At 67.3% G+C, this 19,785-nt stretch carries 15 protein-coding genes and 1 tRNA gene; 9 read left to right on the forward strand and 7 right to left on the reverse strand.

Going from position 1 to position 19,785, the window contains the following annotated elements; all coding sequences use genetic code 11:
* Window positions 1-75 precede the first annotated feature (75 nt).
* The 6 genes from clpB to AC56LH_RS10850 form a co-directional block, all read right to left on the reverse strand.
* Window positions 76-2,685 carry an ATP-dependent chaperone ClpB gene (clpB, locus tag AC56LH_RS10825; protein ID WP_499645943.1) on the reverse strand — a complete coding sequence of 870 codons (2,610 nt, stop codon included), beginning with the start codon at window positions 2,683-2,685 and terminating at the stop codon, window positions 76-78.
* Window positions 2,686-2,798: 113 nt separating this feature from the next.
* Window positions 2,799-3,224 (reverse strand): inner membrane protein YiaA, encoded by a 426-nt coding sequence (gene yiaA, locus AC56LH_RS10830; RefSeq protein WP_499645944.1) that lies wholly within the window; start codon window positions 3,222-3,224, stop codon window positions 2,799-2,801.
* A gap of 96 nt (window positions 3,225-3,320) precedes the next feature.
* Complete coding sequence (gene crcB / locus AC56LH_RS10835) at window positions 3,321-3,707, reverse strand: fluoride efflux transporter CrcB (protein WP_499645945.1); 387 nt, start codon at window positions 3,705-3,707, stop codon at window positions 3,321-3,323.
* The gene (gene moaE, locus AC56LH_RS10840; RefSeq protein ID WP_499645946.1) at window positions 3,692-4,150 is read right to left on the reverse strand and encodes a molybdopterin synthase catalytic subunit MoaE; all 459 of its coding nucleotides are present in this window, start codon (window positions 4,148-4,150) and stop codon (window positions 3,692-3,694) included. Before moaE ends, crcB begins: the two co-directional genes overlap by 16 nt.
* The gene (locus AC56LH_RS10845) at window positions 4,147-6,894 is read right to left on the reverse strand and encodes a DUF349 domain-containing protein (RefSeq protein WP_499645947.1); all 2,748 of its coding nucleotides are present in this window, start codon (window positions 6,892-6,894) and stop codon (window positions 4,147-4,149) included. Before AC56LH_RS10845 ends, moaE begins: the two co-directional genes overlap by 4 nt.
* Before the next feature lie 77 nt (window positions 6,895-6,971).
* Window positions 6,972-7,556 (reverse strand): hypothetical protein, encoded by a 585-nt coding sequence (locus AC56LH_RS10850; protein WP_499645948.1) that lies wholly within the window; start codon window positions 7,554-7,556, stop codon window positions 6,972-6,974.
* 312 nt (window positions 7,557-7,868) lie between these two features.
* Here AC56LH_RS10850 and AC56LH_RS10855 point away from each other — a divergent pair, with 312 nt between their 5' ends.
* From AC56LH_RS10855 to AC56LH_RS10895, 9 genes are all read left to right on the forward strand, one after another.
* Window positions 7,869-9,140 (forward strand): exonuclease SbcCD subunit D C-terminal domain-containing protein, encoded by a 1,272-nt coding sequence (locus tag AC56LH_RS10855; RefSeq protein WP_499645949.1) that lies wholly within the window; start codon window positions 7,869-7,871, stop codon window positions 9,138-9,140.
* Window positions 9,137-12,886: an AAA family ATPase gene (locus AC56LH_RS10860; protein WP_499645950.1), complete on the forward strand. Its 3,750-nt coding sequence runs from the start codon at window positions 9,137-9,139 to the stop codon at window positions 12,884-12,886. Before AC56LH_RS10855 ends, AC56LH_RS10860 begins: the two co-directional genes overlap by 4 nt.
* 68 nt (window positions 12,887-12,954) lie before the next feature.
* Entirely contained in the window at window positions 12,955-13,164 is a 210-nt protein-coding gene (locus tag AC56LH_RS10865) for a hypothetical protein (protein WP_183558170.1), read from the forward strand.
* Window positions 13,165-13,183: 19 nt separating this feature from the next.
* Window positions 13,184-14,326, forward strand: a complete 1,143-nt coding sequence (locus AC56LH_RS10870; protein WP_499645951.1) for a methyltransferase — start codon at window positions 13,184-13,186, stop codon at window positions 14,324-14,326.
* Window positions 14,327-14,388: 62 nt separating this feature from the next.
* A tRNA-Met gene (locus tag AC56LH_RS10875) sits at window positions 14,389-14,465 on the forward strand.
* Window positions 14,466-14,542: 77 nt separating this feature from the next.
* The gene (locus AC56LH_RS10880) at window positions 14,543-14,776 is read left to right on the forward strand and encodes a hypothetical protein (protein ID WP_183558164.1); all 234 of its coding nucleotides are present in this window, start codon (window positions 14,543-14,545) and stop codon (window positions 14,774-14,776) included.
* A 27-nt stretch (window positions 14,777-14,803) separates the two neighbouring features.
* A complete protein-coding gene (gene dbpA, locus AC56LH_RS10885) occupies window positions 14,804-16,213 on the forward strand; it encodes an ATP-dependent RNA helicase DbpA (protein ID WP_499645953.1) in 1,410 nt (469 codons plus the stop codon).
* A gap of 162 nt (window positions 16,214-16,375) precedes the next feature.
* On the forward strand, window positions 16,376-17,671 hold the full coding sequence (locus AC56LH_RS10890) for a PEGA domain-containing protein (protein WP_499645954.1): 1,296 nt from the start codon (window positions 16,376-16,378) through the stop codon (window positions 17,669-17,671).
* Window positions 17,672-17,682: 11 nt separating this feature from the next.
* Window positions 17,683-18,159 (forward strand): TssQ family T6SS-associated lipoprotein, encoded by a 477-nt coding sequence (locus AC56LH_RS10895; protein ID WP_499645955.1) that lies wholly within the window; start codon window positions 17,683-17,685, stop codon window positions 18,157-18,159.
* A gap of 4 nt (window positions 18,160-18,163) precedes the next feature.
* Here AC56LH_RS10895 and AC56LH_RS10900 read toward each other — a convergent pair whose 3' ends face one another.
* A complete protein-coding gene (locus AC56LH_RS10900; protein ID WP_499645956.1) occupies window positions 18,164-19,756 on the reverse strand; it encodes an amidase in 1,593 nt (530 codons plus the stop codon).
* Window positions 19,757-19,785: the final 29 nt, after the last annotated feature.

The raw sequence follows: 19,785 nt of genomic DNA on the forward strand, positions 1-19,785 counted from the left end.
TGGCGTCTTATTTCCCGTCAAGAAACGACAAAGGGCGCGGCAATTGCCGCGCCCTTTTCATGTCACCGACCCGGCTTACTTCGCCAGTTCGACCGTCTGCTCGCCGAAGGTCAGCTCACCCCCCCGCACCCGCACCGGAATCACGTCCTTCGGCCCGAAGCGGCCCGACAGGATCGCTTTCGACAGCGGATTTTCGATCTGTTGCTGGATCGCGCGCTTGAGCGGCCTTGCGCCGTACACCGGGTCATATCCTGCTCCCGCGATCTTCTGCAGCGCCTCTTCGTCGATGTCGAGCGTCATGTCCATCTTGGCCAGGCGCGCTTCCAGGATCTGCAGCTGGATGCGGGCAATGGCGCCGATGTTCTTCTCATCGAGCGCATGGAACACGACGATCTCGTCGATACGGTTGATGAACTCGGGACGGAAATGACCGCGCACCTCGGCCATTACCGCCATCTTCACGACGGCCGGCTCATCGCTTTCCATCGCCTGGATCCGGTGCGAACCCAGGTTCGAGGTCATCACGATCACCGTGTTCTTGAAGTCGACCGTGCGGCCCTGGCCATCGGTCATGCGGCCATCGTCCAGCACCTGCAGCAGCACGTTGAATACATCCGGGTGCGCCTTTTCGATCTCGTCGAGCAGGATCACGCTGTATGGTTTGCGCCGCACGGCCTCGGTCAGGTAACCGCCTTCTTCATAGCCCACATACCCCGGCGGCGCACCGATCAGGCGGGCGACCGAATGCTTCTCCATGAATTCGCTCATGTCGATGCGGATCATCGCGTCCTGCGTATCGAACAGGAAGCCAGCCAGCGCCTTGCACAGCTCGGTTTTACCGACACCGGTCGGGCCCAGGAACATGAACGAGCCATACGGGCGATCCGGGTCCGACAGGCCGGCGCGCGAACGACGGATCGCATCCGACACCGCTTCAATGGCTTCGTCCTGGCCCACGACGCGCTTGTGCAGCTCATCCTCAATGTGGAGCAATTTGTCGCGCTCGCCCTGCAGCATGCGCGTGACGGGAATGCCGGTTGCGCGCGAGACCACTTCGGCGATCTCCTCGGCGCCAACCTGCGTGCGCAGCAGCTTGGGCTTCTGTCCGTCGAGTTCGGCGCGCGCGGTGCTCGCTTCAGCCTCGCGCAGCTGCGCTTCCAGTTCCGGCAGACGGCCGTATTGCAGCTCGGAGGCCTGCTGCCAGTTGCTCTGGCGGCGCGCTTCTTCCATCTGGTAGCGGATGCGCTCGATCTCTTCCTTGATGTGCGTGGTGCCCTGTACTGCGGCCTTCTCGGCTTTCAGGATTTCTTCGAAGTCGTTGTATTCGCGTTCCAGGCGCGTGATTTCATCGCCCAGCAGCTCGAGGCGGCGCTGCGACGCTTCGTCGGTTTCGCGGCGCACGGCTTCGCGCTCGATCTTCAGCTGGATCATCCGCCGCTCGAGGCGGTCCATGACTTCGGGCTTCGAGTCGATCTCGATTTTGATCTTAGCCGCTGCCTCGTCGATCAGGTCGATGGCCTTGTCGGGCAGGAAGCGGTCGGTGATGTAGCGGTGCGACAGCTCGGCCGCCGCAATGATTGCCGCGTCGGTGATGTCGACCTGGTGGTGCAGTTCGTATTTCTCCTGCAGCCCGCGCAGGATGGCAATCGTCGCCTCGACACTTGGCTCGTCGACGATGATCTTCTGGAAGCGGCGCTCGAGGGCGGCGTCCTTTTCGACATACTTGCGGTACTCGTCGAGCGTGGTCGCGCCGACGCAGTGCAGCTCACCGCGCGCCAGCGCCGGCTTGAGCATATTGCCGGCATCCATCGCGCCTTCGGCCTTGCCGGCGCCCACCATCGTGTGCAGCTCGTCGATGAAGACAATCGTCTGGCCTTCGTCCTGCGCCAGCTCTTTCAGCACACTTTTCAGGCGTTCTTCGAATTCGCCGCGGAACTTCGCGCCGGCCAGCAGCGACGCCATGTCGAGCGACAGCACGCGCTTGCCTTTGAGCGAATCGGGCACTTCACCATTGACGATGCGCTGCGCCAGGCCTTCGACGATGGCCGTCTTGCCCACGCCCGGCTCACCGATCAGCACGGGATTGTTCTTGCTGCGACGCTGCAGCACCTGGATCGCGCGGCGGATTTCATCGTCGCGGCCGATCACCGGATCGAGCCTGCCGGCGCGGGCGCGCTCGGTCAGGTCGAGCGTGTATTTCTTGAGCGATTCGCGCTGGCCTTCGGCTTCGGGCGAATTGACGCTTTCGCCACCGCGCACGGCCTGGATCGCCGACTCTAGCGACTTCTTCGCCAGGCCGTTTTCACGCGCCAGGCGGCCGGCGTCGGACTTGTCTTCCAGCAGCGCCAGAAGGATCATTTCGGATGAGACAAAACCGTCGCCGCGCTTTTGCGCTTCGCGGTCGGCCAGGTTCAACAGGCCCATCAGGTCGCGCCCGACCTGGACGTTGCCGCCGGTGCCGGTGACCTTTGGCTGACGCTCGAGCGACGCCTTGAGCGCATTGGACAGTGCACCGACGTTCACGCCGGCGCGCTGCAGCAGCGAGCGCGCACTGCCGTCGTCCTGGTTCAACAGCGCCACCAGCAGGTGGACCGTTTCGATGTATTGGTTGTCATTGCCGACCGCCAGGCTCTGGGCATCCGCCAGCGCTTCCTGGAGCTTGGTCGTCAGTTTATCTTGCCGCATGGTGTGACTCCTGAGTTGGTTCTTGGTTGCGATACAAGATTGGGATGACGGGGGGCTTTTCAAGCGCAGCGTCGAGGCTGACGTAAGAAAAATACCTACAAACAGAAAAGCGCTTAACTGTCAGACAACTTCGACTCCGGCATCGGCCCGGCCGCCTGCAGATCGCGCACGTTCTTTTGCACAGCGATCACGGCAAACAGCGACAGTGCGAACGACATTGCATAGAAGCCTTTTTCGCTCAGCGCCAGCGTGGCGTTGACCAGACCAATGCCCAGCAGCCCGATGGATGCTGCCAGCGAGAACCAGCACAACGACGAATACAGCCCCGTGACCGGCAGGCCTTCCGCGCGGTCGCGCACCGTTTTTTGCAGCGAGATGGCGGCGAACAGGCCATACAGCAGCAGCACGAGGTAATAACCTTTTTCATTCAGCTGCATCTGGGCGTTCCAGAGGCCGATCAGATAAGCGGCCATGCCGATGATGAGCGCGCCCCAGGAGGCGCCGACGAAGGCCGCGGTCGGCCGGTAATTGGTATTCATGAACGAGCTCCTGTGCATTTACTGGACGGAAACTTTAGCATGCTTCAACCGGGCCATTTGTGCGTTGTCAGGCAAACCCGCCCCGCCCCGTCGACTTTACCCGCGCAGGGTACGTAGCAGCGCGAAACCGGCCATGCAGCACAGGAGCGAGCCGATCAGATGCAACGCCGTGTGCGCCAGCGCCCAGCCAATATCGCCGCGCTGCAGCAGCGTCATCGACTCGCCACTAAAACTGGAAAAGGTCGTCAAGCCACCGAGGAAGCCGGTGACGATGAACAGGCGCCAGTGCGGCGCCAGCCCGGGCTGGTCGGCAAAGAACGCGAGCGCGCAGCCGATCAGAAAGCCACCGAGCAGATTGGCCGCCAGCGTGCCGATCTGGACAAAGCCGTGCAGGCTGCCCAGCCACAGGCCCAGGCCCCAGCGCAGCCAGGCGCCGATGGCGGCGCCGAGCCCGATCGCGAGAAAATTCAGCGGGCTTGCCACCGTGCCCGCGCTGTATCGTCCGTCACGCGCGCATCGACCCAGCGCGCGCCGTCCGGCGTGTCTTCCTTCTTCCAGAACGGCGCGTCCGTCTTCAGGTAATCCATGATGAATTCGCAGGCCGCAAATGCATCGCCGCGGTGCGCCGCGGTGACGGCCACCAGCACGATCTGATCGAGCGGCAGCAGCGGCCCCACGCGGTGGATCACCAAGGTAGCGAACAGCGGCCAGCGCGCGGCAGCCTGCGCGGCGATGTCGTCGAGCGCTTTCTCAGTCATGCCGGGATAGTGCTCGAGCTCCATCGCCGCGACCTGCGCGCCATCGTTCAGGTCGCGTACGGTGCCGACGAATGCCACGACGGCGCCGACGCGGGCATCGCCCTCGCGCAGGCGCGCGACTTCGAGGCCGAGGTCGAAGTCGCCGGTTTGCACACGCACGTGGTTCATGATGCGTCCTTCGGCTGACGCAGCATCGGCTGCCGCAGCATCGGCTGCCGCAGCATCAGGCACTCGATGCGCGTTTCGGTGCGCACGTCGGCCAGCGCCGGCAGCGCCAGCAATGCGCGCAGCTCGGCCGTATTGCCACCCGGCTTCTGCCCCGACTTGAGGGAGCTTTGCAGCACCTCGACCTGCAGGCGCAGGCGGTCGCGGGCGAATTCGGCGCCGCTGTCAATGCCGGCGGCAATTTCCAGGCGCAGCAGATCGTTCAACAGGCGTGGCCGGTTTTCATGGAGCTGGCGCGCATACGCGGCGCGATCGCCTTCGAGCGCCGCCAGCGCCGCGTCGAAGCGCTTCTGCAGGATCGGCTCGTAACCACCGTCGACCGGGGCCAGTGCCGCCCAGCGGGCACGCCAGTCGTCTCCTTGCGTGTGGGTGCCGGCGTTGCTGTCCGGATCGGCGATTGCTGTTTCGAGCGCCTGGATCAGGCGCAGCTTGTCGCGCACGACGCCGGCCAGGACCGTGTCGGCAGCGCGCCGCACCTGGGCCACCTGCGCCTGCACCTGGGCCACGGCAGCCTGATAGCGCTGCTCAACACGCGCCTCATGGGCGCGCGGCACCGGCCCGATCGCCTGCCATTCGGCGGCGGCTTCGCGCAGCATTCTCGCGACGTTGGACGGCGTGGCATCACCTGCGGCCGCTTCGAGGCGCGCGCACAGCGCTTCCTTGGCCGCTTCGTGGGTTCGGCGTTCGCTGTCGGCCGCATGCGCATGCTCCTTGCGGGCCGCGAACAGCGCGTCACAGGCAGTGCGGAAACGCTGCCACAGCGCCTGCTCGGCCTTGCGTTCGAGCGGCAATGCGCGCGCATGCTCTTGCCAGCGGCTCTGCAACTCGCGCAGCATGTCGACCGCGTGCCGTTCGTTCGGATCGAGCTTGTGGACTTCTTCGATCAGTTGCTCGCGCACGGCCACTTCGACCTTGCGCTGGTTTTCCAGCGGACGCTGCAGCGTGGTCAGCGCCTCGGCAAACAGGCCGTCGAGACGTTTCTTTTCCTTGCGGTCGACCGCGCCCAGATGGCTCCAGGCCGTACGCAGGCGCTGGACGGTGGCCGACACATGCTTCCAGTCGGCGTTGTCCTGCTGCAGGTTGGCGATCTCGGCCTGGGCTTCGTCGACCAGCGCCTGGCCACGCGCGGCATTCGCGTGGCGCTCGTCGGCCAGCTGGCGGAAATGCGCAGCGGCCGGCGCGTAGGCAGCGCTGCAGGCAGCGTCGAAGCGCTCCCACAGACTGCGCGGCGCCGGGCCGGACAAGGTGTCGAGCGCCTTCCAGCGCTCGCGCATGCTGCCGACTTTCTTGGCCAGTTCGCCCATCGCCAGGTTCTGCGTGGCCAGCGTCTCGACTGTCTTGATCAATTCTTCGCGCGACACGTTGCCGCCCCAGCGCGCCCAGTCGGACAAGCGTTTCAGGTCGGCGCGCAGATGGGTCAGCTGCTCGAGCTGGGCGCTCGTCAGGCGCACGCCTTTGTCCTTGGCTTCCTTCAGCGATTTGTCGATTTCGGCGGCGGTGCCGAGCGAGCCCTGCTGCAGGGCGGCTTCGAGCGCTTCCAGCTGGTCGAGGAAGGCCTGGTCGGCGCCCTTGTCTTTGGCAGGCACGCTGCCGCTGTCAGCTGGCGCTGCACCCGGGACTGTCGTCGGGACGGCTCTCGGCTTGCGGATCGCTTGCGGGAACGACGCGAGCAAGGCGTCGAAGCGCGCTTGCAGCGATTCAGTGGCGGCGGCGTTGGCAGGCATGGCCGGCAGGCGCTGCCATTCGCGGCGCAGGGCATCCGGCGTCAATGCTTCTTGCGGCTGCGCCGCCCATGCGGTCAGTGCCGCATCACGGGCGGCCAGCGCTGCAGCATCCTTCTCGGCGGTGGCCAGGCTGGCCGTCAGGCGTGCCATTTCATTGCTCACCTCGCCCACCAGTGCGCGCGGCAGCGATGGGTGGCCAGGATCGGCCAGTGCCGCTGCCTGTTCCTGCTGCAGGCGGGCCAGCGCCTCGCCGAGCGCAGCAGCGTTCAGCCCCTGCCCGTCCAGCTGGCGCAGCGCGGTCAGGCGATCGATCATGGCGCGCTGCAACTGCACCTGCGCTTCGAGACGGGCTCCAAGCTGGGCGCGCACGGCCGCGAAGTCAGCAGCGAGCTCTGGCGCGCGGATGACCGACCATTTGCGGTCGAGTTCGGCAACATGATTGGGCGTGAGCAACACGTCGGCCAGCATGGTGCGCGCCTGCGCCAGCGTGTCTTCACCCCGGCGCAGTTCGGCTTCGTGATGGCGGATCGCGTCGAGCCGGCCATGCACGAGCTTGGCAACGCGGCGATCGACATTGCGCATCGCGCCATACACACGCTCGAGATGCTCGCGGCCATGGAGCAGCTCGGCGGCGGCCAGGCGCAATTCGGAAAACGGGGATTGCAGGATGAACTCGGCGGCGGCGGCTTCGTCGCTGCCAAGCGCCTTGATCTGCGCAGCCTGGCGCTCGCGGGCGCTGGCCACGGCGGCGCGTGCCTCGGCGGCCTGGGCTGCAGCCTGGTTGGCGGCCTGCTCTGCAGCGGCGGCCGCTGCCGCCCTGGCCTTGTTGTTGGCCTTGCTACCGGTCTTGCCAACGACTGGCTGGGCTGCGCCCGATTTCGCCGGGGCCGGCTTGGCGGCGCTCTGCTGCTCGCCGGACGCGGCCGGCTTACTGCCCTGCCGCTTGAAGAGAAAATCGAACATAGAAAATTCGCACCGCTAAAACTGCCATCATAGCAAAGAACATGGCGTCAACCGGTGCGCACGGCCTGCTGCGGCGGCTAATTGAGGATGGGCGCGACGGGCGGCGAGACGGCCGATTTCCTGACTGAAACTTCTGGGCCTGCAATGCCCCGCACCGCGCCGCGCCCGGCGTCGCGGTGTTCGTTCTGTACCGTATCGTGAGCAAGCATCTGGTTGGCAATCGTGAACCAGTGGTCGCCGGAGATCAATGTGCGCGCCAGTGGCAGCAACTCGCGCTCCTCGCGTTCGAGGCGCTCGAGGAGCAGTTCGCAGCATTCTTCGAGCGCGCCCAGACACCCGGGATCGCCATCGGCAGCGGCGGCCTGGGCCGCCATGCGCGCCGCGTGCGCACGCCGGCTCAACGCATCGAGTTCGGCCAGCAACACGCCGGCATCGGCCCCACGCCGGCGCAGCGCCGGCAGCACGAACTTGTCGAGTTTACGCCACTGGCAGGCGTCGCTGACCTGGCGCAGCGCCGCGCAGGCTGCCTCGTACTGGTGGGCCGCCGGGGGTTCGCCCCACCAGGCGGCAGGCCGCCAGCGGTCAAGCAGCGCCTGCAGCTCGACGCGTGCCCGGGCCTGTTCGACGGACAGTGCTACCAGCGTGTAGGTGGAAGTGAGCATGATGTCTCCTCTCGGTGCGCCGCCAGCGCGCATGGCGAGGCCATGCCGGATCGGCTGGGGGTGCGGGTATCGGGGTAGCCGGCGCTGGATGTTGTAGTAGTAGCCGGCGACAAGAACTAGCTAGTGTAGAGACACGGTCCTAGTCAGGTTTGATGTTCGTCAAATGCGATTTGACAACAAGAGCGGGGTCAGGCACGACGAATTTCCCCACACAACATGCTTGCGAGATGGTATTGCACGGCGCGCCACGACCGGTCGCCGGCTGCGTTATAGTAGGCCCCGATTTCGGCTTTCCCAACGGTAGAACTCCCCATGCGGCTGCTGCACACTTCCGACTGGCATCTTGGCCAGACCCTGCACAATTTCGACCGGATTCACGAACACGGGTGCTTCCTCGACTGGCTGGTCGATACGCTGGACGCAGAACGTGTCGATGTGCTGCTGATCGCCGGCGATATTTTCGACAACGCCAATCCGTCCTCGGCCGCCCACCGCCAGCTGTACCGCTTCCTGCAGCAGGCCCGCAGCCGCGTGCCGCATCTGCAGGTGGTGGTCATCGCGGGCAACCACGATTCCGCCGGCCGGCTGGAAGCGCCCACGCCGCTGCTCGAAGCCTATGGCACGATTGTCGTGGGCAACGTATTGCGCAGCAGCGATGGCGAGGTCGACCTCAAGCGCCTGCTGGTGCCGCTGCATGACCGCGAAGGCAAGGTGGCTGCCTGGTGCCTGGCCGTGCCGTTCCTGCGTCCCGGCGACGTGCCGCGCCTGCGCGCCGCAGCGGGCGATGCAGCGGGCGATGAGCCTGGCCTCGATCCCTATCTGCAGGGCACAACTCTGCTCTACCGCCAGGCATATGCGCTGGCGCGTGAGCGCGCTACGGAGGGCCAGGCCATCATCGCCATGGGCCACTGCCATATGGTCGATGGCCAGGCGTCACTCGACTCCGAGCGCCGCATCGTCATCGGCGGCACCGAGGCGCTGCCCAGCAGCATGTTCGATCCAGGCATCGCCTACGCGGCGCTGGGTCACCTGCATCTGGCCCAGAAGGTTGGCGGGCGCGAGAATGTGCGCTACAGCGGCAGCCCGTTGCCGCTGTCTTTTTCGGAAGTCAATTACCAGCACCAGGTGCTGCGGATCGACCTGGAAGGGGATCATGCCGTGGACATCACGCCGCTGTTCGTGCCCCGCGCGGTGGCCTTGCTGCGCGTGCCGGCCAAACCTGCGCCGCTCGACGAGGCACTCGCGGCACTGGAGGCACTCGAACTCGATCCCGACCTGCCGCAGCACGCCTGGCCCTTTCTCGAAGTCAGGGTGCTGCTCGACGGGCCAGAACCCGGCCTGCGCGCGCGCATCGAGGCGGTGCTGGCCGGCAAGCCCGTGCGCCTGGCCAAAATCGAACCGACGCGCAAGCACGTGGCCGTCGACGATACCGAACTCGCGCTGAGTCTGGACCAACTGGCGCAGCTGCAGCCGGACGATGTCTTCCGCCGCCTGTGGCTGCAGAAATACGGCGCCGAAGCACCGCCCGAGCAGATCGCGTCGTTCGCCGAACTGTTCCACGCGGTGGAAGGCGAGCCGCGATGAAGATCCTGCGTATCAGCGGCAAGAACCTCGCTTCGCTGGCGGGCGAGTTCGCCATCGATTTCGAGTCCGAACCGCTCGCCTCCGCCGGGCTGTTTGCCATCAGCGGCCCGACCGGCGCCGGCAAGAGCACCCTGCTCGACGCGCTGTGCCTGGCGCTGTATGGCGACACGCCACGCCTGCTGAAACGATCGAGCACGCGCCTGCCCGATGTGGGCGAAGAAACGGTCACCGCGCAGGATGCCCGCACGCTGCTGCGCCGGGGCGCGGCCGAAGGCTGGGCCGAGGTCGACTTCGTCGGGAGCGACGACCGGCGCTACCGCGCCCGCTGGGCCGTGCGACGCTCGCGCAACAAGCCGAATGGCGCCCTGCAGCCGGTCAAGATCTCGCTGAACCGGCTGCCCGAACTGATCCCCGTGGGCGGCACCAATACGGAGGCCGCAGCAGAGATCGTGCAACGCATTGGCCTGTCGTTCGAACAGTTTACGCGCGCCGTGCTGCTGGCCCAGAACGAATTCTCGGCATTCCTCAAAACCGACGAAAACGAGCGCGGCGAACTGCTCGAAACCCTCACCGGCACGACGATCTACAGCGACATCTCGCGCCGGGCGTTCGAGCGCTACAAGGCCGAACAGGTCCGCACGCAAGTCCTGCAATCGAAACTGGCCAATGCCGCGCCGCTGTCGCCGGAGGACCGCGCGCTGCTGGAGAGCGAGCGCACAAGCGCCGATCTGGCGCGGCAGGCGCTGGACGATCGCCACGCCCTGCTCGAAGGGCAACTGCGCTGGCACCAGGAACTGGACAAGCTCACGCGCAGCGAAGCGCAGGCCGAACAAGTCCTGGCGACGGCCAACGCGCAAAGCGTGGATGCCGGCGAGCGGCGCCAGCGCCTGGCCACGCTTGACGCGGTGCAGGCGGCGCGGCCCCTCACGCTGGAAGTACAGCGCCTGGAAGCCGAGCGGCGCCAGGCCCACTCGGCCATCGAACATGCGCAAGCCCAGCTGGCGGCAGCGCTCGAGGTGCGGCGCACCAGCGTGGCCGAGACCGATGCGGCTACCGCGCAGCTGGATGCCGCCGAAGCTGCGCTGCGTACAGCCACGCCGCAACTGGACGACGCCAAGGCCCTCGATGCGGCGCTGGCGACACTGGCGCCGAACCACGTGCAGGCGCAATCCGCACTCGACGCCGCGCGCACGCAGGCGCGCCAGGCGCGCGAGCAGCACCAGGCCAAATCGACCGCATTGGCACGTGCGCAGCAAGCCCGCGATGGCGCTGCCGCCTGGCTGACGGACCAGTCGCGCCTCGACGCGGTGGCCGGCGCCTGGGGCCAATGGGAACGCCTGCTGCGCCAGGGCGAAGACACGCTCGCCACGCTGGCTGCCAACAAGGCGGCGGCAGAGACAATCCAGGCCCAGGCACTGGGCGCTGCCGGGCGCGAGGCGCAAGCCACGCGCGCGCTGGTGGCCAGTACTGCACGCCTCGATGCGCTGGAGACGACGCGCCGCGCAGCAATGGCGGCTCTGGCCGGCTTGGATGCGGAGGCCATCGGCGCCGGGCGCCAGGCACTCGACGTGCAACGCGAACGCCTGACGCAGGCCGAGCGTACCTGGACCGACCTGTCGGCTGCGCGCGCCACACTGGCCGGCGTCGCGCGCGACAGCGACCGTGTCGAGACAGCGCGCTCCAGCGCCGAACAGGGGCTGACCGAGGCACGCGCCAATGCGCCAACACTGGAAGCGGCGATGACGCAGGCCGAGCGCTCGCTGGCGGCAGCGGAACTCGCGTGCGCGGCGGATGTCGAACAGTTGCGAGCGAACCTGGAGGACGACGCGCCCTGCCCCGTCTGCGGCGCGCACGAGCACCCGTATGCCCATCAGGCTGCGCCACTACAGAACATGCTGACCAGCCTGCGCGCCGAGGTCGACGGCTGCCGCCTGCGCGTGCGCGACAACAACGCGCTGCAGGCGCAGCATGCGGCGGCAGCGGGCGCGGCGCACGAGCGGCTGGCGGCGCTCGCGCACGACCGCCTCACGCTGAGCGAGCGCGTCGCCAGCCTCGAACAGGCCTGGCATGCCGACCCGCTGGCCGTGGCCGCGCCGCCGGCCGACGAACGCACCGACTGGTTCGTCGCCCAGCACAGCGCGCTGCGCGACGCGGTCGATGCGTTGGTGCGGCAAGAACAACAGTGGCGCGCCGCTGCCGCCGCGCGCGACGCGGCCCAGCACGACGTCGATGCTGCCCAGTCTGACCTGGCCCGCCTGCGCTCTGCAGCAGAAAGCGAGCGCGAGGCCGCAGCCGGGCTGCAGGCCGCGCTCAAGACCCACACGCTGCGCCACGAGGCAGCCAGCGCGCAACTAGATGCGCTGCTGGCCGAACTCGATGGCCCGTTGGCCGAAGCGCATGGGGACGGCTGGCAAGCGGCATGGCGGCGCGATCCGGCCACCTGGCGCGCGGCGCGTGCGCAGGAAGCCGCCGCGTGGCGCGAGCAAACCGACGCACTGGCCCGCGCCACCGCCGCGATTGCGACACTGGACGTGGAAACGACGGCGCTGGCCAAGCGCATCGCCGAGACGGACGCTGCCAGCGCGCGCAGTGCACTCGACTTCGAACGCATCGATGCCGAACTCACGCAGAAACGCACGGCGCGCGCCACGCTGTGGGCAGGCCGCCCGGCACGCGACGTCGAGCGCGAACTGAACGCCGCCGTCACCAGCGCGCGTGAATTACTCGCGGCGCGCCAGCTGGTGGCGCAGCACGCGGCCCAGGGCGAAACGACGGCGCGTACCGCACTGGCGGGCCTGGTCGAGCGCGTGGCGCAACTCGACCACGCCGGCGCCGCGGCGGCTACTGCCCTGGCCGACTGGCTGGAGGACTACCGCAAGGATCCCGACGGCGTGGACGACATCGCCAATCTCGATGCACTGGCCCGCCTGCTGCAAGTGGGCGCGGCCTGGCTGGCGCAGGAACGCACGGCGCTGAATGCGATCGACACCGCCGTCGGCCAGGCCACGGCGATCCTGAACGAGCGGCGCGCCCAGCGTCTGGCGCATCTGGCGTCGGCCCCGCCGGACGGCCAGCCGGTCGAGGCCGTCACGGCGGCGTTCGACGCGATCCAGGCCGAGCGCCACGCTGCCATCGAAGCATCGACCTCGGCGCGCCTGCGCGTCATGCAGGACGACGAGCGGCGCGTGGCCGCCGCGTCCAGCCTGCGCGAGATCGAAGAGCAGCAGATACAGGAACAGCGCTGGGGCAAGCTGTCGGAGCTGATCGGTTCGAGCGACGGCAAGAAATTCCGCAACTACGCGCAGCAGTTCACGCTCGACGTGCTGCTCGGCTACGCGAACGCGCACCTGGCGCAGCTGGCCAAACGCTACCGCCTCGAGCGCGTCAGCTACGCGGGCATGCCGTCGCTGGCGCTGATGGTGCGCGACCAGGACATGGGTGGCGAAGTGCGCTCGGTCAATTCGCTGTCGGGCGGCGAATCGTTCCTGGTCTCGCTGGCGCTGGCGCTGGGCCTGGCCTCGCTGTCGTCAAACCGGGTGCGGGTGGAGTCGCTGTTCATCGACGAGGGCTTCGGTAGCCTCGACAGCGACACGCTGGGCGTGGCGATGGACGCCCTGGACGCGCTGCAATCGCTGGGGCGCAAGGTGGGCGTCATTTCGCACGTGCAGGAGATGACCGAGCGCATCGCAACCAAGGTGCTGGTGCGCCCGGCAGGTGGCGGCAGCAGCGCCGTGGTGGTCGAATGAACCGAGTCAGCCAGCATAGTCGGGCGGTGTAAAATGCCGCCCTCCTTTCCTTTCCCAGCTCCGTGATCATGAAACCAGCCCGTACCCTGACATTCAAGTGCGCAAAATGCACCAAGCCCGTCACCGTCTATCTGCAAAAAGTCTCCGCCTGCTCGCACATCCAGCCTTACCAGGGCATCTGCGGCTGCGGTGAAGTCAAGCGCCACGCCACCGGCAATGCCGATGCCGTTGCGTCCTATCTGGCGTCGAGCGACGGCAACTGGAACCACCATCACTAATACTAATAGGGATCAAGCGATGGCACGCATCGAATGGGTCGAAGACGGCGTCGAACGCTCGGCCGTCTGGCGCTCGGAGAGCGGCTGGCCGGCACCGAAAAAGGTCGTGCTGGCCGACGACACGATGAGCGCCGACGCCGCGTACCGGCTGGCACTGGACGGCACGGCGCTGCTGTGGCGCGGCGACTTCCAGAACGCCCGCCAGCTGGTGCAGGCGCTGGCGCGCCGGATCGACCACAAAGGCGAGCGGCCACGCCGCGCCAAGGCCGGCAAGGCGGCGCCCACGCCCCTCGAAGCCTTCCACCGCCATCGCCTGTCGCAGTTGCAGCGGGCCCGCACGCTGGCGATGCTGGTGCTGCCGTTCGAGGCCGACCACAGCATCCCCCTGCGCCGTGCGCCGGATGCCCAGCAGGCTTGCCTGGAAGCGTACGGGCCGGTCGACGCGCCGTATGTCGCCTCGCTGCGCGAGCTGCTGGGCGTGATCGGCGCCCATGAGTGGCGCAGCAAGGGCGTCATGATTCCTGCGCTGAACGACCGCATCTACCCGTGGTACGGCGTGTTTTCGCCCGTGCGCGGTGAATACGTCGAGCTCGTCGCGCAGGCGCCGCTGCCTGCCGGCGCACAGCGCGCGTTCGACATCGGCGCCGGTACCGGCGTGCTGTCGGCCGTGCTGGCGCGGCGCGGCTTGCAGGTACTGGCCACCGAGGTCGATCCGCGGGCGCTGGGCTGCGCGCGCGCGAACATCGCGCGCCTGGGCTTGGGCGCACAAGTCGAGATCGCACAGACCGACCTGTTCCCGGAAGGCCGCGCGCCGCTGGTGGTCTGCAATCCACCGTGGTTGCCAGGCAAGCCGAGTTCGGCCATCGAATATGCGATCTACGATCCGGACAGCCGCATGCTGCGTGCATTCCTGGCGGGCCTCGGCGCGCATCTGGAGGCCGGTGGCGAAGGCTGGCTGATCATGTCGGACTTTGCCGAGCACCTGGGCCTGCGCAGCCGTGACCAGTTGCTGGCATGGATTGCCGCGGGCGGCCTGGAAGTGATCGAGCGCCACGATACACGGCCCGTGCACCCGCGCGCGACCGATGCCGACGATCCGCTGCACGCGGCCCGCTCGCAGGAAGTCACGTCGCTGTGGCGCCTGCGCAGCAGCGCCATCTGAGGGATTTACCCCCTCTGCACGTCGCGCATTGCATATTGCTGCGCAGCGCGCTATAATTGCGCTGCGGGGTGGAGCAGTCTGGCAGCTCGTCGGGCTCATAACCCGAAGGTCACAGGTTCAAATCCTGTCCCCGCAACCAATTCAATACAAAAGCCCGACTCACAGAGCCGGGCTTTTGTTTTCTATGGCAACAAAATGCAACCTCGAAGGCAGAGGATGAGAGACAAGAAAGACCACGCAACGTTCGACCTGCCTGGTTTCGAGCCGGCAGCGCCGCTCGATACGGTCACCGAACCCAAACGCACCGGCCCTCGTCCCCGCCGCAGCTCGCTCAAGCAAGAACAACTCTGCCTGATCGACGAAACCGACAACTCCGGCCTGCCTGTCTGGCGCCGCGACGACAAGCTCGACCTGACCGGCCTGCCGGTCTGGGCGCCCGATCCCCAATAGCGTCGGCCCTGCCGGCTGGAGGCTTCCATGCAATCCGATTCGTTTACCTCGCTGGCCCTCACGCCGCAATTTCTCGCCAATCTGACCACCCTCGGTTACGACCACATGACGCAGGTGCAGGCCGAAACGCTGCCGTCCGTCCTGGCTGGCAGCGACCTGATCGCCCAGGCCAAGACCGGCAGCGGCAAGACCGCCGCATTTGGCATCGGCATTCTGCACAAGCTCAATCCGGCCTGGTTCGCGATCCAGGGCCTGGTGCTGTGCCCGACGCGTGAACTGGCCGACCAGGTCGCCGGTGAACTGCGCCGGCTGGCGCGCGGCGTGGGCAACGTCAAGATCCTGACGCTGACCGGCGGCGTGTCGATGCGCCCGCAAATTGCATCGCTCGAACATGGCGCGCACATCGTCGTCGGCACGCCGGGCCGCATTCGCGATCACCTGGGCCGCGCGACGCTCGATCTGGCCAACGTGCAGACGCTGGTGCTGGACGAAGCCGACCGCATGACCGACATGGGCTTTTATGACGAGATCGCGGGCATCGTGTCGGCCACGCCAAAGCATCGCCAGACGCTGCTGTTCTCGGCCACCTACCCGGACGATATCCGCTTTGCCACGCAAGGCTTCCTGCGCGATCCGCTGGAAGTGAAGGTCGAGGGCAAGCACAGCTTCGAGCAGATCGACCAGCGTTTTTACGAGATTGGCTTCGAAGGCCGCGAAGATGCGGTCGGGCAGCTGCTGCGTCATCACCGCCCGGTGTCTGCCCTCGCCTTCTGCAACACCAAGGCGCGCTGCCGCGAACTGGCCGACGCCCTGCAGGCACAAGGCTTTTCGGCGCGCGCGCTGTATGGCGAACTGGAACAGAGCGAGCGCGATGAAATCCTGGTGCTGTTCGCCAACCGCAGTTGCTCGGTACTGGTAGCCACCGACGTCGCCGCGCGCGGCCTGGACATCGCCGACCTCGGCACCGTGATCAACGTGGACGTGTCGAAAGACCCCGAAGTGCACGTGCACCGCATCGGCCGCACCGGCCGCGCCGGCGGCAGCGGCATGGCGCACACGCTGTGCGCGCCGAACGAAAAGAAATGGGTTGGCCTGATCGAGCAGTACCAGGACCAGCCGGCCGTCTGGGAAAGCCTGGCTACGCTGGGCGACGACGCCGAACCCGCCGCACCGGCGCCGATGGTCACGCTGGTGATCGCTGGCGGCAAGAAGGCCAAGCTGCGTCCCGGCGACTTGCTGGGCGCGCTGACGGGTGACGCCGGCCTGACGAAAGACCAGGTCGGCAAGATCAATATCGGCGAATTCAACAGCTACGTCGCGCTCGAGCGCAGCGTGGCGCAGGCGGCTGTCAAGCGCCTGGGCGAAGGCGATGCGCCGGGGCCGGGCTTTGGCGTCATCAAGGGCCGCTGGTTCAAGATGCGTTTTCTCGACGCCTGAACGGTTGCGCGGCGGCGCATTTGCTGCGCGTTTGCCGCGCATCTGCCACCCCATCTGCCGCGCACGCTTAAGATGGGGGTACCGTCTTCCTCACAAATCTGGCATTATTTGCAATAAATAAACATTCGTTCGGCCCGCGCAAGCGGCGACCGGCAAGATGCCATGAACCCCAGCACTCCCCCGCAGCACCTCGACGGCCGTACGGTCCGCGAGATCGTCGAGTACAACCACGAGATGGTCAGCGAGCCATGGTGCCGCCGCATCATCCGCCAGGTGCTGCAATCGCTCGAAGTCCAGTACGGCATGAACGTGCCGCACCGCCGCATCACGCCCGACAGCCTGCACATCCTCGAGGCCGGCGACCCGATGCTGGTGCCGGGCTACAGCGAGTTGCCCGACACCGCCGTACCGGCCGAGTACGAAGCGCGCGACCTGTACGACCTGGCCGCCGTGATGCATTACGCGATTTCGCAGGAACTGGCACCAGTCGCGCAGCTGCGCACGCTGGGCCTGACTGACTACAGCGAGGGCTTTCTTGCGGCGCTCGACCGTTGCCTGTCGCCCGATCCCGCCGTACGGCCACAAACCATCGAGCAGATGCGCGGCCTGCTGGGCATTGCCGTCATCGCACCGAAGCCCGCCATGTCGCTGCCGCCGATCGACGACGAGCCCGTGGCGCCAGTGGTGCCGCTGCCAACGCCAGCGCCGGCCCTGACGCCATCACTTACGCCAACCCCTCCGGCGACGCCCGAATCTGTCCGCGCGCCTGAACCAGTAGCGATGCCAAAGCCAGCGCCGGCAGCGCCAGTCCCTACCCCCGCCCCCGGCCCGCTCCCGATGCGCGCCGCCGCCAATGCATCGACGCCGATGGCGCCCGCCCCAACGCCGGTCGCTGCCCGGCGCACCAAGACACGCTGGCCACTGATCATCGGCGCCATCATCCTGATCCTGGCCGCGCTGGCAGCCTTGTTCGCACTGATGCCCCAGGCCGACCTGAGCGGCATGAAAGACAGGTCCGCGTTGCCGGCAACGCCCGAGGCGCCGGTGCCGGCGGCCGCCCCGGCGCCGCTGGTCACGCTCGCCGAAGAACCGGCGCAACGCGACGCGCCGGTCATCGACGAGACCGAACCGCGCGCAGCCACGACCACCCCGCCGCCGGCCAAACCGGATGTCGCCGTGCCACCGACCGCAGTGCGTCTGGCGCCGCAAGGCACCCCGCCCGAAGCGGCCATCGCCGGCACCACCTATAAACTCCTGATCCAGCCGTGGGGCACGATCGTCGTGGATGGCGTCGAGCGTGGCGCCACGCCGCCGCTGAAGCACATCACACTACCGCCGGGCGAACACACGATCCGCATCGTCAATCCGGGCTTTCCCGAGCACACCGTAACCGTACAATCGGTCGAGGGCCAGAGCGGCACGATCGAACTTGATTTCACCGAGGAGAAAACGCCTTGAGTACTTGTTTCATGAAACACCTGCCTGCGGCGGCGCTGATCGCCGTGATGACGACGGGCTGCGCCGAATTCGGTCCGGCATTGGGCGGCAAGGAAGCTGCGCGCGCCCATCCCCGTGCCGACGATGCGCGCCCGCGCGCCGAACGTGCCCAGCGCGCCGACCGCACGAACCGCCCCGCAGCGGGCACGGTCGACCGCAGCGACGTCGCGCTGCGCGAAGGCATCGCGCTGTACAACGACGGCGATTACAACGGTGCAATCCGGCGCCTGAGCAGCGCCGACATGAAAAGCGGCAATCCACGCGAACGCCTGTCGGCCGCCAAGTACACAGCGTTCAGCTATTGCGTGAGCGGACGCCAGGCGCTGTGCCGCGAGACGTTCGACGCCGCTTTCCGCCTCGATCCGGCCTTCGACCTGAGCCCCGGTGAGCATGGCCACCCGCTGTGGGGCCCGGTGTTCAGCCAGGCCAAGCAGGCGGCGCGCCGCTAGTGGTTCAGACGCCCACGCGCGCCCGGTAGGTCGGCGCGCGGCGGCGCCGGCTGGCCTGCTCGTACGCATACGCCATTCCGATCAGCGCCGGCTCGCTCCACGCCGTGCCGACGAACGACAGCCCGACCGGCAAACCGTGGATGAAGCCCGCGGGCACCGTGATGTGGGGATAGCCGGCCACCGCTGCCGGCGATGAAAAACTCGCACCGTAATGGTCACCGTTGACGGTGTCGGTCAGCCAGGCTGGTCCGCCGGTCGGCGCCACCAGTGCGTCGAGCTTGTAAGCGCGCAGCACCTGGTCGATCCCCTTGTCGCGCGAATAGCGCTGGTTGTTGGCCAGCGCTTTCACGTACTCGCGTGCCTGCAGGCCGCCGGCAGCCTGCGCCGCAATCAAATGCTCCTGACCGAAGAACGGCATCTCGCGCGCCGCATTGCGCAGATTGAACGCAATGATGTCGGCCATGGTCTTGACCGGCGCGTGCGGCGCGTACGCCGCCAGCCACGCTTCGAGATCGGGCCGGAATTCGTGCAGCAGCACGGTCAGTTCGGACGCGCCGTATTTGTCGGTATTGGGCACCGCGACATCCACCAGCACCGCGCCCTGCGCCCTGAGTACGCCCAGTTCCTTCTCGATCAGCGCATTCACGCCGTCGTGCCCGCCAAAAAAGTCGCGCGCCACGCCGATGCGTTTGCCGCGCAAGCCATCCTTGTTGAGCGCGTTCGCATAGTTGATGACGGGAGCGCGCGACGTGGCGCCATCCTGCGGGTCGGCACCGGCCAGCGCCGCCAGCAGCAGCGCCGCGTCGGCCACGCTGCGCGTCATCGGCCCGGCCGTGTCCTGCGAATGCGCGATGGGAATGATGCCGCTGCGGCTGACCAGCCCCAGGGTCGGCTTGATGCCGACGATGCCGCAGGTCGACGCCGGCGAGACGATCGAGCCATCGGTTTCGGTGCCAACGGCCAGCGTGGCCAGGCTGGCGGCGATTGCCGAGGCCGAGCCGGAACTCGAGCCGCTGGTATTGCGATCAAGCGCATACGGATTGCGGGTCAGGCCGCCGCGCCCGCTCCAGCCGCTGGTCGAGCGGGTCGAGCGCATGTTCGCCCATTCGGACAGATTGGTCTTGCCGAGGATGACCGCGCCGGCATTGCGCAGGCGGGCCACGATGTGGGCGTCGCGCCGGGCCTTGACGCCGTCCAGCGCAAGCGAACCGGCCGTCGTGCTCATCTTGTCGGCGGTGGCGATATTGTCCTTGAGCAGGACCGGAATGCCGTGCAGCGGGCCGCGCAGCTTGCCGGCCTTGCGTTCGCGGTCGCGCTCGCGGGCGATCTCGAGTGCATCGGGATTGGTTTCGATGACCGAGCGCAGGCGTGGGCCGGCGCGGTCGATGGCCGCAATGCGGGCCAGATAGCGCGACGCCAGCTCGTGCGCCGTCAGCTTGCCGGCGCGCATGGCCTGCCCCTGCGCGTGGACACCGGCTTCGAGCATGGCGGCTGCCGCCGTCTTCGATGGTGCGGCATGCGCCAGCACACTCGTGCCGGCAACTGTACCCGATACCGTGCCAGCCACGCCCATTCGTACAAAATCCCTGCGCTCCATGCCTGTGTACTCCATCAAATAGCCAAGCA

The organism is Telluria sp. LT1R51-2 (genome assembly GCF_059685775.1).